This is a genomic window from Novosphingobium profundi, from assembly GCF_020524485.1.
Lineage (GTDB): Bacteria > Pseudomonadota > Alphaproteobacteria > Sphingomonadales > Sphingomonadaceae > Novosphingobium > Novosphingobium profundi_A.
Map to the genome: position 1 here is coordinate 57,413 of NZ_JAIVLF010000005.1, position 15,617 is coordinate 73,029.

The window sequence follows — 15,617 nt, forward strand, 5'->3', positions numbered from 1 at the left end:
GGGATTGATCTGGCCCCTCCCGGCCTTGCGCCCGGACCGCCCCTGCCTTCACCTTCGGATACTTCTCGTGACAAGGGACGCACGATGACCCAGACCTTTCCCCCCAGCCCCCGCACGATCTCGCGCCGCGCCGTCGTCGCAGGGCTTCTGGCCGGCGCAGCGCTGGCCCATGCGCCCGGCACACTCGCCGCGCCTGCACCGCCTTCGGGCTCGGGCACGCGCCCCAACATCCTGTTCATCATGGCCGACGACATGGGCTTCGCCGACCTCTCCTGCTACGGGCGGCGCGAATACGAGACCCCCGTGCTGGACCAGCTCGCAGCCGAGGGCATGCGCTTCACGCAAGCTTATGCAAACAGCGCGGTGTGCACCGCGACGCGCGTCGCGCTCATCACCGGGCGCTACCAGTACCGCCTGCCGGTGGGCCTGGAAGAGCCGCTCGGCCTTCGCGATGTGGGCCTTCCCCCCGAACAGCCGACGATGGCCTCGCTCCTGCGCGCAGCGGGCTATCACACCAGCCTCATCGGCAAGTGGCACATGGGATCGCTCCCCAAGTACGGCCCGCTCAAGAGCGGCTACGACCAGTTCTGGGGCATCCGCCAGGGCGGGGTCGACTACTTCACGCACAAGATCGGCGGTTTCCCCGACCTTTGGGACGGGGAGACCCCGGTCGAGGAGACGGGCTATCTGACGCAGCTTCTTGCCGAGCGCACCATCGAGGCCCTGGAAGAACGCGCGCGCGACGACAAACCCTGGCTCATCAGCCTCCACCTCACCGCCCCGCACTGGCCCTGGGAAGGGCCCGAGGACCATGCGGAAAGCGCACGCCTCGCTGCCAAGGGCGGCTTTTCCATCGCCCATTACGACGGGGGCTCGATGGACACCTACGCCGCGATGGTGACCTCGATGGACGAGCAGATCGGCCGCGTCCTTGACCGCCTTGCGCAGCTGGGCCTTGCCGAGGACACCCTGGTCGTCTTCACCAGCGACAACGGGGGCGAGCGCTTCTCCGACACCTGGCCCTTCACCGGCAAGAAGACCGAGCTGCTCGAAGGGGGGCTGCGCATCCCGGCCATCGTACGCTGGCCGGGCGTGACCCCGCCCGCGAGCACGAGCACGGCGCAGATCATGTCGATGGACTGGATGCCCACGTTCCTGGCCGCTGCGGGCGCCGCGCCCGATCCGGCAAGCCCGAGCGATGGGCGCGACCTTCGCGGTGCGCTGGAAGGCCGCGAGTTTCCCGAGCGCGCGCTGTTCTGGCGCTTTCGCAACCATGACCAGATGGCCGCACGCCAGGGCCGCTGGAAGTACCTCTCGATTGCGGGCAACAACTTCCTGTTCGACGTCGAGGCCGACCCGCTCGAACGGGCGAACCTGAAGGAACGCCACCCCGAGACCTTCGCCCGCCTGCGCGCGGCCTGGGAGGCCTGGAACGCCAAGATGCTGCCCAACGATCCCGAGGCCGCCTCCTACGGCTTCACCGGCGAGATGCTGGCCGACCACTTCGGGATCGACAGCTAAGTCTCCTCTGCCGTGGGATAGGCGTTGTCCTCCAGGATCGCACTGCGCACGAACGCCTCCAGCGCATCGGCCCGCTCCCCGCACAGCCCCGGATTGCGGTAGAGCACGAGCGTCCAGTCCGAGAGCGGAAAGAGCCGCAGCAGTTTCGCGCGTGCCGAGCGCGTCAGGAGCGGTTCGAGCAGGCAGGCCGCGCCCACCCCGCGCTCGACCATGGCGACAAGAACATCGGGATACTCGGTCCGGGCCACCACCCGCTGCGGAACAAGGCCCTGCTCGGCAAGGCTCGCCAGTTGCATCGCCTCCTCGCGCGAGCCTTGCGGGGGAAGGATGAGCGGCAAGTCGGCGCACGCCTCGGCGGCAAGGGGCAGCGCGGCAGCCTCCGCCATCTCGGGGACCCCGTAGATCCCGGAGCGCACCTGCCCGAGCGGCCGGCAATGGGGCGGCAGGGGCCAGTCGCTGCGCAGGTAGAACACGGTAAAATCGCTTGCCTCACGCCGCTGCGGGGCAGCCAGTTCCTCGGCGGGATGGGTACGCTGGACCTCGCAGGCGATGCCCGGGTGCGCGGCGAGGAAGGCCCCCAGCTTGGGCTTCACGTAAGGATCGAACAGGCCCACGCCGATGCGCAGGCGAAACGTCTGCGTGCTTGCGCGTTCACGGCGCGAGAGACGGTAGCTCGCCAGCTTGCGCCCCGCTTTGTCGAGCGCATCCAGATCCTGGAGAAAGGCTTCCCCCCGGGTGGTGAGGTCGGGGCGGCGACCAGGTCCCCGCACGAACAGCGCGAGCCCCATGCGCGCCTCCAGCTCCGAGAGCTGGCGGCTCACCGAGGCCTGCGAAATTCCCAGCCGCTCGGCGCAGATGCGAAAGCTGCGCGTCTCGCTCAGGATTGCAAAGACCTCCAGCTGGCGCAGTGTGAACGGGTAGTCCCGCACCCTCTCCTCCTTGCATCGCCCCTCTTGCGGGAGCCAGTTGACCCTGCGCCGGGGGCGGCAAAAAGGCAATCGGGAAGGCGGGATGGAGAGGCCGGAAGGTCCAGGTCCCGCGTCCCCCTCGGTGCTGGGGACACGGGACCTGTCACCGGGAGGGGGTATGGTCCCGGCGAAGTCGGTCATGGCGCCGCGTTCCGGAAGCCTCCACGGCTCCTAGCGGCACTTGGGGTGGCTGTGGATGTCGCGGATGTCCTCCACGCGGCCGTCCGCCACGGTCATCTGGAGGCACTGCTTGGAAGAGGGACGGTTCCAGATGGTGTAGGCCGCGCTGCCTGACTTGAAACCGTCGACATTGCGGAAGCCCCGCTGCCGGAGCGTCGAATCCGCGCCTGCCGCCCGCGCACCATTGAGGTCGAGATAGGTCGCCGTGCGCTGGTACCCGCCATCGCCGTGATGGTGCTGGGTGCGGTTGTTGCGCTGTTCCACGCCCTTCGAATAGCCGCGCGAGTAATATTTCGAGTCGTCGTAGTTGTGGTAGGACTTGTGGTAGAGCCCGTCCTGGTAGCCACGGTCGTATTCGCGTTCGTGGTCGTGGTTGTCGAAATGGACCTTGTCATCGTGGTCGTCGGACTTGTGGGCGATCAGCGCGCCGAGCAGCGCCAGCCCCGCCACGGCGGCCACCGCAGCCCCCGTGTTGTCGCCCGAATGGTGGCAATCCTTCTTGTCGGCATCGTTGATGGTCATCACGCGCCCGTCGCTCACCTCGACCACCACGCAGTCGTCGCCGTCATCGTCCCACCAGTAGGAATAGCTCTCGCCATAACTGCCCTTGCGTCCGTCGATATACTTGAGGCCGCGCGACTGGAGCGCGCTCTCCGCGCTCGAAGCACGCGCACCGTTGAGATCGGTGAACGAGGAGGCCTTTCGGGCCATGACCGCATGCGGTGCCAGCGCGATGAAAACCGCCAATGACCCCATGACAGCGAAGCGTACGTGCGTACTCATGATCAGGCTCTCCCCTTCTGTTTCCCAAACTCTGCCCCATCTGCGCGCATCCCTGCGCCTCAGCCCCCTTCGGGCGCGGCGTGCGGGTGGATTGCATCGATCACGGTAAGGTGATCCCACGAGCCCGCGCCGACCCGCGAATTGGTGACCAGGACCGTCGTTCCCGGCCCGATCACCGCATCGAGGTCGCGGTGAAACGCGCGCGGCATCTCCACGCGGTTGAGCAGGGCCTCGTCGATCTCGCGCCCTTCCTCCTCCTCGTGCCCCGCCATCCCGACGAAGACCCAGTGCGGTTTGCCCGCCCGCACGATCTGGGTGATGACGTGTGATCCTGCGTCCGCATCGCGAATGCGCGCGACACTGCGCCCGATTTCCTTGCCCCCGCGCAGGACGACGATGCGCTGGTCGAGCTTGGAGACAATCACCGAGACCGGTCCCTCGCGCGCAATATCCGGGGTCCAGTGGAACTGCTCGCCGGGCCGCAGCGGGTGGTAGGCAATCGCCTTGCCCGTGTCGTCGAAGGGCGAGAGAAGCGCGTTTCCGCTTGTCTCCAGGTGGTGCTGGGCATCGCCCTCGACCACCACGGTCACGCCCAGTTCGGTCACGGTGAAAAGCTCGCGCGCGAAGTTGTATGGCAGGTGCACGCAGCCGTGGCTTTCGGGGTAGCCCGGCAGCCCCCCCGCATGGAGCGCCACGCCGTCCCATGTCAGCCGCTGCTGGTAGGGCATGGGGGCGTTGTTGTAGGTGCTGGAGCGGTGCTTGGCGTCTTTCTGCAGGATCGTGAAGACGCCCGTCGGCGTCGCGTGGCCAGGTTTCCCCGTGGAAACCGTGGTCGCCCCGATGCGGATGCCGTTGCGGTAGACGAGCGCGATCTGGCGCGAGAGATCGACGAAGACGAGCACGGGCCCCTCGGGCGCGACCTCGGGAGCCCAGACCCATTCACCCGGTTTCAGTGTCTCGATGGCCCGCGCCAGCTCGGGCGCGGAACTGACCTTGGAGCCTTGCGCACGGGCCAGGACCGGCAGCAGCGCGAAGGCCAGAGCCAGGACAAGCGCCAGCGCCAATGCGCTGGCCGGAGCACGCAGCCTGGCCGCGCCCAGGCGCGCGAACCCGCGGCGCCCCATCAGCGCACTTTTCCGCGCTGGATCAGGTTGACGATGGCCAGCAGCACCACCGCGCCGCCAAAGGCGACAAGAAGGCCCACGATCGAGAACTCCTGCACGCTTCCCGCAATGCCGAAATTGTTGGCTATCGCATTGCCCACGACCGAGCCCACGCAGCCCACCACGATGTTCCAGAAAATGCCCATCGAGGCATCGCGGTTCATCACCTTGCTCGCCAGCCACCCGGCCAGCCCTCCCACGATCAGGGCAACGATCCAGCCCATGACGTCTCTCCTCGTCCGTGTCATCCGTGCGCGCAGTGCCAGCCTCTCGCTCCCTGCCCGCGATCTTGTTATCCGGCTGTGCGCCGCCGTCCCTTCCAAAGTCCCCAGAGCAGCGCGGCGTTGACCGCCGGCGCCAGCACACCGCTCACCACGCCGCCCCAGCCAAGACCGTCGGCCAGGCGGTTCCAGGGGAGGCCCAGCGGCACCAGGAAGACGCCCGAAAGCGGGTCCCTCTCCTGCCCCAGCCAACCGAACGTACCGATGGCGAGCAGCGCCAGCGCGCCCAGATAGAGCGCGATGAAGACGAGGAAGACCCACTTCATCACCATGCTCCAGGCCGCGCTGCGGTGGCCATCTAGAGCGCCCCCTCGTCGCCGCCGTAGAAGACCTGGTCGAGCACGCCTTCGCGGCTTCCAAAGCATTGCCACGGGGCCTGCGCGGTCCGCACGTTCACGTAGATCATGACGCCCGACTCCGCCTCCTCGATACGTTGCGTGCCGATGACCTCCCCGCTGGTCATTTCGTTGATGCGTTCATGGCAGGCGCTTTCCATGCCCCCTGCCCCACGGATCGGATCGGTCGCGGGCGCAGTTGCTGCGGGCGCCGATGTCGCCGCAGAGCCCGCCGCGGCCAGGCCGGCATTGGCATCGCCCATCGGCACCGAGACGATGGCAATGGGTCCGTCTGCGCCGAGAATGGTGCCGCCAAGGGCCTTGGCCTCCGCCATGCCCGGACAGCCGACAAGGACCGCGCTGTCATCGAGCCAGTTGGATGTCACCGCACTTTCACCCAGGCGCCGACAGGGATCGCCACTTGCCGGATAGCCATCGCCGATGACGACGAGGCTTTCGGGAAATGCGACCGGCTCGGCCGCCGGGACCGTGGTCTCTTCCCCAGGAGCCATGCCGCAGGCCGTCAGGAGGCCGCACAGACCGACAAGCAGCCCTAAGGGCCTGAAGCGGTATCCCAGCACGTGTGCAAGACAAAGGTACACCTGCCCCTCCTGCAAGTCGCCATGGCGCGGAAATATTCCGCAAATACCCTCAGATCATTCCGTCAGATACCCCACCGGTCAATGGCAATAGATGGCAACATTCTTGGCATTTGCTGCCAAATTGGGAACAAGTCTGCATTTCGGATTAAAACATGGAAATTATACAATTCGCGAAATCGATCCTAAAATTCTGAAAATAATATACTTCGATCAATTGTGCACCTGGGGCCGGAATGCCTCTCTCTACTTTCGCGTTGACCTCGTTCCCGGGCCTCCGCAAACTTGCCTCCGGTTCGCACAGCGCTTCAGGGAGGAAGGGATGTCGAACAGATTACGCGCCAGCGCGATGGATACATGGGACAGGCACGGCATGGCGTCCAAAGCTTCGGATGCCCGGGCAGATCGCAGGATGTGCGCGCGCTTTGTCCGCTCTCTATACGCCACGCTCGAAAGGCCCGCCTGGCTTCTTGCCAGAACGGGGCTCGAACGGAAGGACGAGCTCCCCGAAACGATCCGCGTGAGCCAGTACATCACGATCATGTCCAACATGGCGCGCCATGCCCCGGACCCTGCCTATTTCATCGAATTCCTGGAGGCCGGCGTGCCCTACTTTCGGGGCGGGATCGACCTCGCTACCCGCTACGCGCCCGATATCCGCAGCGCCTTCGCGATCCTGCCGCGCTTTGCCAACGAGCGCCCCGGCATCTTCGAGCATCGGCTTTCGATGGATGCGCACGCGCTGACGCTCGAACTCGATGCCCGCATGCCACTTGGCGAAGCCCGCCCGATCCTGACCGGAGCGCCGCTGCTCTTCCTCGCCCGTCTCGCAGCAGCGAACCTGGGGCGCCCCGTCCACGAAGCGCGGATCGAATTGCGCCATCCCGAGGTGCCCTATGCCGCCCGGCTGCGCGCGGCCTTTCGCTGCCCTGTGGATTTCGCCGCACCGCGCGATGCCATCACCCTGCCCCGCGCCCTTGCCCTTCGCGCCAGCGTCACCCACGATCCCACAGTCTGGACCGAGGCGCTTGCCCGCTGCGAGGCAGAAGTGGAGCCCACCCGGCCAACGGCAGGCTGGTCAGCCCGGACGCGGGGCGCCTGCTGCAACCTGCTGGCCTCCACCGGCCGTGTTCCCCGTCTGGAACAGGTGGCGGGTGAACTCGGCGTTTCGGCGCGCACGCTGATCCGCCACCTCAAGGCCGAAGACACGCGCTTTCATGCGCTGGTTGACGCGCTCCTACAGGAGCGCAGCCAGGCGCTTCTGCGCGAGAATGGCCTTGCCATCCGCAGCGTCGCCGAACGGCTGGGCCTGAGCGATGCCTCCGACTTCAACCGCCGCTTTCGCCGCTGGTTCGGAATGACGCCAAGCCAGTACCGCGCGCGTGCGCTTCCCCCCGTTACCGCGAGATCCTGAGCCTATTGCGCGCCCCCGCGCAGGCGAGCCACCGCCGCGGCGACTTCGGCCGCCGGATCGCAGTCCGCGCCATCCGGGTCGAGGAGAGCCTGAAGCTGAAGCCCGTTGGAAAGCGCCGACAACTGGCGTGCGGCGCGCAGCGGATCGATATTGGGCGCAATCATTCCCGCCGCCTGTTCGGCGCGGATGGCCTCGGCAAGATCACGGCGTACACGTGCCTGCCGGGCGCGAATGAAATCGTGCCCGGGGTGCGTGGGCACCACCGCATCGGCCGCGAACGAGAGATAGAGGTAGGACATGCCCGGCGCCGCACTGCTGCGCCGGACCGCCGCGACGTAAAGGTCAAGGCTTGGCCCCGTGCCCTGGGCGAATTCGGGCGCGAAATCGGGAGTGGCGAGGCTGTCCTTGTCCCACAGTTCTATGACGCTGCGCAGCAGGTCCTCCCGGCTCGCAAAGTAGTAGAGAACGTGCTGCGCCTCCATCTCCAGCGCCTTGGCAAGTTCCCGCAGCGACTGCTGGCGGTAGCCGTCCCGCCCAATGATCGCGATCACCCCGCGCAGGATCTTCTCGCGCCGCGCCGCACCCTTTGCGGACGCAGCCGCGCGCGCAGGCGCGGTATCGGGGGATGTCGTCGTCATCGGCAAAGCCCTACCACGCTTTTGCGCCGTAAAGGAGATGGGCGTGCGATCTTCCTGCACTATTTTTTACATTGTAAAATTTTGCTTGCGCCCGATCCACGCCCGCCCCTAGACCCTGTGCATGACACAGCTTACCTCGCCGGTATCCCGGTCCGCCCACTCTCCCGCATCCACGCGCCTTCGCCGTGTCCTCCTCACGACGGGGCTCCTCGCAGCATTCGGCTCGGTTCCGGCTGTGGCCGAAGCGCCCGGCCCGGCCCTTGCCGTGGGCGAGCTGGCGCAGATCGGGACCGTCAGCGAGCGCTTCCTCTCCTACAATGTGGAAATGGTGGAACTGACGGGCGGGCGCTTCTGGAAGCCCTATCGCGACGGCAAGGCCGACCCATCCGACCAGTACGAATACCGCCCGCCGATCGACCTTTCCAACCCGCGCCTGCGCACGCTGGCTGCTGCTCTGGGGCCAGTTTACGTGCGCTACAGCGGAACCTGGGCCAACGCGACGACCTACCGCGATGCGGAAACCCACGAAGGCCCCGTGCCCGATGGCTTCGACGCCGTCCTGACCCGCGCGCAGTGGCGCGGCGCAATCGACTTTGCAAAGGCCGTGGATGGCCGGATCGTCACCTCGATGCCCACCAGCATGGGCGCCCGCGATGAGAGCGGGGTCTGGCAGAGCACGGCCGCCGAGCGCTGGCTGGCCGCCACCCACGAGATGGGCGGACAGATCTGGGCCAGCGAATTTGCCAACGAGCCCAATCTCATCGGCGGCACCCAGCCGCCCGAGGGCTACACGAGCGCCGACTACCTGCGCGATTATACTCGTTTCCATGACTGGCTGGCGGCGCGCTCTCCCCAGACCAAGGTGCTGGCGCCCGGTGCCTTCGAATACAACGATGGCAGCCCGCTTCCCGCCTTCATCAAGACGCTGCCCACCCGCGAAATGGTGCAGAGCGGATCGGCGCGCCCGGACGTGGTCTCGTTCCACTTCTACGGCGAGATTTCCCAGCGCTGCGCGGGCGCGCAGCCCGATCCGCAAGGTGCCGAGTGGCTGGGCATGATCGACCACGCCATTGCCAGGACCAAGAGCCTGCGCAGCGAAATCGCGCCCGACGCCCCGCTCTGGCTGACCGAAACCGCCGAGACCGCGTGTGGCGGCAACCCGCAGGCCGCGACCTTTGCCGACACCTTCCGCTTCGTCGACCAACTCGCCCGCGCGGCGCGCCAAGGGGTCTCGGTCGTCATGCACAACACGCTGGCGGCCAGCGACTACGCGCTCCTCGACGAAAAGAGCTTCGCGCCGCGCCCCAATTACTGGGCCGCGCTCCTCTGGAAGCGCACGATGGGAACGAGGGTGCTCGATGCCGGGAGCGCCGATGCCAAGACCGGCCTTCGGCTCTACGCCCAGTGCCAGCGCGGTGTTGCGGGCGGGGTCAGCGTGCTCGCGATCAATCCCGACCGCACGCAGCCCCATGATCTTGCGCTGTCCAGCGAGGCCGAGGTGCGCAGCCTGACCCAGGCCGAAAGCGATCCCGCGCACGCCGCGCTTAACGGCACGCCGCTGGAACTGGGCGCGGGCGATGCCCTGCCCGATCTGGACGGTATTCGCCGGGCAGGCTCGGTCACGCTCACGCCTTCGAGCGTGACCTTCCTCACCTTTGCCAAGGCCGACAACCCGGCCTGCCGTTAACGCATCCAGCCGGTCAGGGTGCCCCCGGCGGTGACAGCGTCCGCGGTCGCATCCGGTACAGGCTCGGGCCTGAACATCGCGAACGTCTCCTCCAACGCGGGGCCGTCCAGCCCCCGCGTGATGAAGACCAGCCGGGTGCGCCGATCATCCGACGGCCATTCCTTGAGGACCACCGGCGGGTGGAAGACGTGCTGGACGCCGTGGACCACCACCGGCCCTGCCTGCCCTTCCAGATTGAGGATGCCCTTGATGCGCAGGATGTCCTCCCCCCGCATCCAGGTGAGAAGCTCGATCCAGCGCTCGAAGGTCTCAGGGTCGAGCGGCTCGTCGAAGGTGAGGCAAGTGGCGCGGATGTCGGGACCGTGGCGGTTCACGTCATGCGCGTGGTCATGCGCATGGGTATGATCCGCGTAGGCCTCGGCGCGCAGCCAGTCCTGCACATCTGCGCTCTTGCCCGCCGGATCGAAGGCCCCGCCGCCAAATAATTCGTGCGCCGCAACCGCGCCGTGCTTCACGGGCAGGATCGGCGCGGCCGGGTTCAGCGACCGCAGCCGCGCGGTCAGGGCTTCGCGCTCGGGCTCCCCGACGAGGTCGATCTTGGTGAGCAGGATGCGGTCGGCGATTGCCGCCTGCTTCACCGCCTCCTCCTGCCGTTCCAGTGTGGCCGCGCCGTTCACCGCATCGACCGTCGCGATCACGCTGTCGAGCCGGTAGATCGTCTCCAGCGTGTGGTCGCGCATCAGCGTGTGGAGGATCGGGGCGGGATCGGCGAGGCCGGTGGTCTCGATCACCACCCTGTCGAACCAGCAGCGCCCCTCCCTCGCGAAACGCCAGGGGGCATCGCGCAAGGTCGCCAGAAGATCGCCGCGAATGGTGCAGCACAGGCATCCGCCGATCATCTCGACCTTCATCTCCTCGTGCCCTTGCGCGACAAGATCATGGTCGAGCCCGACTTCGCCGAACTCGTTGATGATGACAAGCGCGCGCGCCATCTCGGGGCTGCGTACAAGGGCGTTGAGCGTCGTCGTCTTGCCGCTTCCCAGAAACCCGGTGAGGACCGAGACGGGGATCAGCCCATCGAGGCTGGAGAGCACCCCGCTCACCGGGTGCCCTCCCCCACACCCAGCGGATCGAGCACGAGAAGCAGCCGCGTGCCCCCAACCGCCGACAGGGGGACCGAGCGGTGGAGGATCGCCGGTTCGGGGGCGAGCAGACGCCCCTTGAACAGGCCCACATCCCCGGCGCGCATCTGGTGAATCTCCTCGGGACTGCCTTCAATGATCCTGTCCGCCGCGATCCACTGCGTGCCCGGCCCGGCGAGCGTGGCGATGAGGCGCGCGGGCACGTAGTCGGCGTGGAACTTGCGGCAGGCGTCGGTGCGGATCACCTCGAGCCGGACCTTCACAGCATCGCAGCCCATGATCGCGGCAAAACGGCGCGCGAGATCGGCCATGACCCCGGCGAGCGCGTCGCTCTTCGCGCCGTCGGGATAGCCCGCCTCTTCCAGCCCTTCCCCGATCTCCCGGTCCAGATCGGTAAGCGCACAGGGGAAGGACAGGTCCGAAATTCCCGCAAGGTCGAACGTGTCGAGCCAGTCGAGACCGGCCGGACGGCCCGCCTCCCAGATCGCAAGGTGGACCTCGGGCTCGGCAATGCGCGTCAGGACTTCGGGCGCGTTGGCGCAAACGGCCGCGCTCATGCCAGGGCCTCCTGAGGAACCGGCGCCCAGGCCGGGAAGGGATCGGGCAGGTCCGCCCAGTCTTCGGGCGCAAAGACCGCACTGCGCACCAGGCAGGCCTCGAGCGCGCGGCGGATGCGTGCCTCGTCCATGCCGATGCCGATGAAGACCAGTTCCTGGCGCCGGTCGCCCCAGACCGGGTCCCAGCGCTCGCGCACGAAATTCTCGAACCGATCCTCCTCGGGCCACAGATGCCGGGGCACGCTGTCCCACCACCGGCCCATGCGCGCGGTCACCGTCTCGCTTCCCGCCACGGCGAGTTCGCCCACCCAGTCGGGCCGGGTCGCCAGCCAGAAATGCCCCTTGGCGCGCACCACGTGGTCGAGCCCGTCGGCGGTGAGGAAGCGGTGAAAGCGCGCCGGATCGAAAGGCTGGCGTGCGCGGTAGACGAAGCTCTCGATGCCGTATTCCTCGGTCTCGGGCCGGTGTTGCGCGTACCCGTAGAGTTCCTTGGCCCAGAGCGGATGCTGCGCCGAGCGCTCCTCGTCGTAGAGCCCGGTATCGAGGATCGCACCCGCCTCAATCCGGCCATGGTCGCAGGTCTCGATCCGGGCCTCGGCGTTGAGGCTGCGCACGAGTTTGCGCACCACGTCCAGTTGCTGCGCGCTCACCGACGATGCCTTGTTCACGATCACGACATCGGCAAACTCGATCTGCTCGACCAGCAGGCCGACCAGCGAGCGGGTATCCTCCTCGCCCGTGCTCTCGCCCCGGTCGGCGAGGAAATCCTGGCTCGAATAGTCCGCGAGCAAGTTCACCGCATCGACCATGGTCACCATGGTGTCGAGCCGGGCAACATCCTCCAGCGCGGCACCTGCCTCATCGCGGAACGAGAAGGTGCTGGCGACGGGAAGCGGCTCGGAAATCCCCGTGCTCTCGATCAGGAGGTAATCAAAGCGCCCCTCCTCGGCGAGCCGGCGCACTTCCTGGAGAAGGTCGTCGCGCAAGGTGCAGCAGATGCAGCCGTTGGTCATCTCGACCAGCGTCTCCTCGCTGCGCGAGAGGGCCGCGCCGCCCCCGCGCACGAGATCGGCGTCGATATTCACCTCGGACATGTCGTTGACGATAACCGCGACGCGGCGTCCCTCCCGGTTGGAGAGGACATGGTTGAGCAGCGTCGTCTTGCCCGCGCCGAGGAAGCCGGAGAGGACGGTGACGGGCAGGCGCGCGTCGGGTTGGGAAGATGGGGTCATGGCAATCCTGCAATCCAGAGAGGTTCGCAGGCCGCCTATCATGATATGTTGTATCATTACAATACCGATAGGCAGCCACACCTTGACCCTGACACGATGTCAGACCCTATATGGGAAGCGGGTCCAAGGAGGGACTGCGATGCACGACGAACAGCACTGCCATCACCACGCTCCGCAGAGCGCACAAGACGCGCACGACGCGCACGATGCGCACACAGTGACCGATCCGGTCTGCGGTATGACGGTCGATCCGGCGACGAGCCCGCACCACTCAGAGCACGAAGGGCAGGACTACCACTTCTGCAGCGCGCGCTGCCAGGCCCGGTTCGAGGCTGATCCCGCCCGCTGGCTGGAGGGCACGGGCGCCGATGCGCCTGTCCCCGAAGGCGCCGTCTGGACCTGCCCGATGCATCCGGAGGTGCGCCAGGATCACCCCGGCGCCTGCCCCATCTGCGGCATGGCTCTCGAGGCCGAGATGGTCGATCCCGACGCCGGACCGAGCGAGGAGATGCTCGACATGACGCGCCGCTTCAAGGTGGCGCTGGCGCTTGCTCTTCCGGTTTTCCTGCTGGAAATGGGCGGCCATGTCGTCCCCGCGCTTCACCGCCTCGTGCCCATGCACGTCTCGGTGTGGATCCAGCTCGTGCTCTCCACTCCGGTCGTGCTCTGGGCGGGCTGGCCCTTCTTCACCCGCGCGGTGGCCTCGGTGCGCACGCGCCATCTCAACATGTTCACTCTGATCGCGCTCGGGACCGGCGTTGCCTGGACCTATTCGATCATAGCCACGCTCGTCCCCGGCCTCTTCCCGCCTGCCATGCGCACCATGGACGGCACGGTGCCGGTCTATTTCGAGGCTGCGGCGGTGATCACCGTCCTCGTGCTCCTGGGCCAGGTGCTCGAACTGCGCGCGCGTGAGCGTACCTCCGACGCGCTGAAGGCGCTGCTCGGCCTCGCCCCGCGCACCGCACGGCGGCTGACCGAAAGCGGCGAAGAGGACGTGCCGCTCGACGACCTCACGATCGGCGACCGTCTGCGCGTGCGTCCGGGCGAGAAGATCCCGGTCGACGGCACGATCCTGGAGGGGCGCTCCTCGCTCGACGAATCGATGGTGACGGGCGAAGCCATGCCGGTCACCCGCGAGGCTGGCGATGCCGTGATCGGGGGCACGCTCAACTCCACCGGCGCGCTCGTCATGGAAGCGCAGAAGCTGGGGCGCGACACGCTCCTGGCGCGCATCGTCCAGATGGTCGCGCAGGCGCAGCGCTCGCGCGCGCCGATCCAGCGCCTCGCCGACCAGGTCGCAGGCTGGTTCGTGCCGCTGATCCTCGCCGTGGCCGCGATGGCCTTCGCGGCCTGGATGATCTGGGGCCCCGAGCCGCGCGCCACCCATGCCCTGCTCGCCGCAGTCGCCGTTCTCATCATCGCCTGTCCCTGCGCGCTCGGCCTTGCCACGCCCATGTCGATCATGGTCGGCATCGGGCGCGGCGCGGAAGAAGGCATCCTCGTCAAGAATGCCGAGGCGCTTGAGCGCATGGAAAAAGTCGACACGCTGGTCGTCGACAAGACCGGCACGCTGACCGAGGGGCGCCCCTCGCTCACGCAGGTCCGCACGTTCGGCGGATACGGGGAGGACGATGTGCTGCGCCTTGCCGCCGCGCTCGAGCAGGCCTCGGAACACCCGCTCGCGCGCGCCGTCGTTACAGAAGCCCAGCGCCGCGAACTGATACTGGGCGAGGTGACCGAGGCCGATTTTCCCACCGGCAAGGGCGCGCAAGGCCAGGTGGAGGGACGCCATGTCCTTGTGGGCTCGGCCGGTTTCCTGGAGGAAAACGGCATCGCGACCGATGCGGCCTCCGAGACGGCCGAGGCGCTGCGCAAGGACGGCGCCACCGCGATCTTCGTCGCGCTTGATGGAGACCTCGGCGGCGTTCTGGCGCTGGCCGACACGGTGAAGGACAGCACGTCCGACGCCCTCACCGCGCTGCGCGCAGAGGGAATACGCGTGGTCATGCTCACCGGCGACAACGCGACGACCGCCACGGCCATCGCCCGCCGTCTCGGCATCGAGGAGGTCGAGGCCGAAGTCCTGCCCGACCGCAAGAGCGAGGTGGTCGAACGCCTGCGCGCCGAAGGCCGGGTGGTCGCGATGGCGGGAGACGGGGTCAACGACGCCCCCGCGCTGGCCGCAGCGGACGTGGGCATCGCGATGGGATCGGGCAGCGACGTCGCGATCGAGAGCGCGGGGATCACGCTTCTCACCGGCGAACTCACCGGCCTTGCCCGGGCCCGTACGCTGAGCGGCAAGGTCATGGCCAATATCCGCCAGAACCTCCTCTTCGCCTTTGGCTACAACGCGCTGGGCGTGCCGGTTGCCGCCGGTGTCCTCTACCCGCATTTCGGCATCCTGCTCTCCCCCGTGATCGCGGCGGCGGCCATGTCCCTCTCCTCGGTTAGCGTGATCGGCAACGCGCTGCGTCTGAAGGCGACGAAGCTGTGAACATCGGGGAAGCCTCCGCGCGCACAGGCGTCTCGCAGCGCATGATCCGCCATTACGAGAAGATCGGCCTGATCCCGGCGCCCGCGCGCCGGGACAGCGGTTACCGTGACTACGCCCATGCCGACATCGCGCGGCTGCGCTTCATTGCCAACGCGCGCGACCTGGGCTTTGCCATCGAGGAGATCGGCGAGTTGCTGGCGCTATGGGGTAACGACCACCGCGCCAGTGCCGAGGTCAAGGCGCTCGCCCTTGCCAAGGCCGAGGAACTGGGCCGCAAGGCCAGGGCGCTGAGCGACATGCGCGAAAGCCTGCTCCACCTGGCCGAAAGCTGCGCGGGCGACGCGCGCCCGGACTGCCCGATCATTGCCCGGATGGCCGGGGAGGCGTGAGGCGCGGACCGGGTTAGCCGGAAGAAGAAAACAGACCTTTTTCAAGGGGCCATCGCCCCTTGACCCCAAACTCGGCCACCCCGGCGTTCTCAGCCCGCGTTGCTCGTTCAAGGTCACGTAGACATTTTGGGGAGCCCGAGGGCGATGGCCCACAGAACCACTTTTCTGAAGGTTCTCTCTCCTGTCTGCGCGCGGCCTAAAGCGCCGTGTCGGCGAACTTTGCGCTCTCGC

The 15,617-nt window shown here is 67.4% G+C and carries 15 protein-coding genes; 5 read left to right on the forward strand and 10 right to left on the reverse strand.

The genetic code is table 11. The features are described from left to right. Nucleotides 1-84 precede the first annotated feature (84 nt). Nucleotides 85-1,521 (forward strand): sulfatase, encoded by a 1,437-nt coding sequence (locus LC060_RS14145; RefSeq protein ID WP_226636653.1) that lies wholly within the window; start codon nucleotides 85-87, stop codon nucleotides 1,519-1,521. Here the strand turns inward: LC060_RS14145 and LC060_RS14150 are convergent. The 6 genes from LC060_RS14150 to LC060_RS14175 all read right to left on the reverse strand — a co-directional run bounded on the left by LC060_RS14150 (nucleotide 1,518) and on the right by LC060_RS14175 (nucleotide 5,743). Continuing rightward, entirely contained in the window at nucleotides 1,518-2,450 is a 933-nt protein-coding gene (locus LC060_RS14150) for a LysR family transcriptional regulator (RefSeq protein WP_226636654.1), read from the reverse strand. The two genes, LC060_RS14145 and LC060_RS14150, sit on opposite strands and share 4 nt — an antisense overlap. 210 nt (nucleotides 2,451-2,660) lie before the next feature. Continuing rightward, entirely contained in the window at nucleotides 2,661-3,452 is a 792-nt protein-coding gene (locus LC060_RS14155; protein WP_226636656.1) for a hypothetical protein, read from the reverse strand. Nucleotides 3,453-3,511: 59 nt separating this feature from the next. Then, nucleotides 3,512-4,576, reverse strand: a complete 1,065-nt coding sequence (locus tag LC060_RS14160) for a L,D-transpeptidase family protein (RefSeq protein WP_226636657.1) — start codon at nucleotides 4,574-4,576, stop codon at nucleotides 3,512-3,514. Continuing rightward, a complete protein-coding gene (locus LC060_RS14165) occupies nucleotides 4,576-4,839 on the reverse strand; it encodes a GlsB/YeaQ/YmgE family stress response membrane protein (protein ID WP_226636659.1) in 264 nt (87 codons plus the stop codon). The genes LC060_RS14160 and LC060_RS14165 overlap by 1 nt, the downstream gene beginning before the upstream one ends. 68 nt (nucleotides 4,840-4,907) lie before the next feature. Beyond that, a complete protein-coding gene (locus LC060_RS14170; protein ID WP_226636660.1) occupies nucleotides 4,908-5,162 on the reverse strand; it encodes a hypothetical protein in 255 nt (84 codons plus the stop codon). 32 nt (nucleotides 5,163-5,194) lie between these two features. After that, the gene (locus tag LC060_RS14175) at nucleotides 5,195-5,743 is read right to left on the reverse strand and encodes a hypothetical protein (protein WP_226636662.1); all 549 of its coding nucleotides are present in this window, start codon (nucleotides 5,741-5,743) and stop codon (nucleotides 5,195-5,197) included. Between the two features lie 499 nt (nucleotides 5,744-6,242). On the opposite strand from LC060_RS14175, the gene LC060_RS14180 reads away from it, so the two are divergent. Further along, entirely contained in the window at nucleotides 6,243-7,244 is a 1,002-nt protein-coding gene (locus tag LC060_RS14180; protein ID WP_226637438.1) for a helix-turn-helix transcriptional regulator, read from the forward strand. Nucleotides 7,245-7,246: 2 nt separating this feature from the next. On the opposite strand, the gene LC060_RS14185 is transcribed toward LC060_RS14180, so the two are convergent. Beyond that, complete coding sequence (locus LC060_RS14185; protein ID WP_226636663.1) at nucleotides 7,247-7,882, reverse strand: TetR/AcrR family transcriptional regulator; 636 nt, start codon at nucleotides 7,880-7,882, stop codon at nucleotides 7,247-7,249. A 121-nt stretch (nucleotides 7,883-8,003) separates the two neighbouring features. Between LC060_RS14185 and LC060_RS14190 the strand changes: the two genes are divergently transcribed. Then, nucleotides 8,004-9,569 carry a hypothetical protein gene (locus LC060_RS14190; RefSeq protein WP_226636665.1) on the forward strand — a complete coding sequence of 522 codons (1,566 nt, stop codon included), beginning with the start codon at nucleotides 8,004-8,006 and terminating at the stop codon, nucleotides 9,567-9,569. Here LC060_RS14190 and LC060_RS14195 read toward each other — a convergent pair. The 3 genes from LC060_RS14195 to LC060_RS14205 are packed head-to-tail and all read right to left on the reverse strand — an operon-like array spanning nucleotide 9,566 to nucleotide 12,500. Beyond that, entirely contained in the window at nucleotides 9,566-10,672 is a 1,107-nt protein-coding gene (locus LC060_RS14195) for a CobW family GTP-binding protein (RefSeq protein ID WP_226636673.1), read from the reverse strand. The genes LC060_RS14190 and LC060_RS14195 overlap by 4 nt on opposite strands. Further along, nucleotides 10,669-11,268, reverse strand: coding sequence for a DUF1826 domain-containing protein (locus LC060_RS14200; RefSeq protein ID WP_226636675.1), 600 nt, complete (start codon nucleotides 11,266-11,268; stop codon nucleotides 10,669-10,671). The genes LC060_RS14195 and LC060_RS14200 overlap by 4 nt, the downstream gene beginning before the upstream one ends. Next, nucleotides 11,265-12,500, reverse strand: a complete 1,236-nt coding sequence (locus LC060_RS14205; protein WP_226636677.1) for a GTP-binding protein — start codon at nucleotides 12,498-12,500, stop codon at nucleotides 11,265-11,267. Before LC060_RS14205 ends, LC060_RS14200 begins: the two co-directional genes overlap by 4 nt. Before the next feature lie 139 nt (nucleotides 12,501-12,639). On the opposite strand from LC060_RS14205, the gene LC060_RS14210 reads away from it, so the two are divergent. Next, entirely contained in the window at nucleotides 12,640-14,997 is a 2,358-nt protein-coding gene (locus LC060_RS14210; RefSeq protein WP_226636678.1) for a heavy metal translocating P-type ATPase, read from the forward strand. Further along, complete coding sequence (gene cueR / locus LC060_RS14215) at nucleotides 14,994-15,386, forward strand: Cu(I)-responsive transcriptional regulator (protein WP_226636680.1); 393 nt, start codon at nucleotides 14,994-14,996, stop codon at nucleotides 15,384-15,386. The genes LC060_RS14210 and cueR overlap by 4 nt, the downstream gene beginning before the upstream one ends. Nucleotides 15,387-15,617 lie beyond the last annotated feature (231 nt).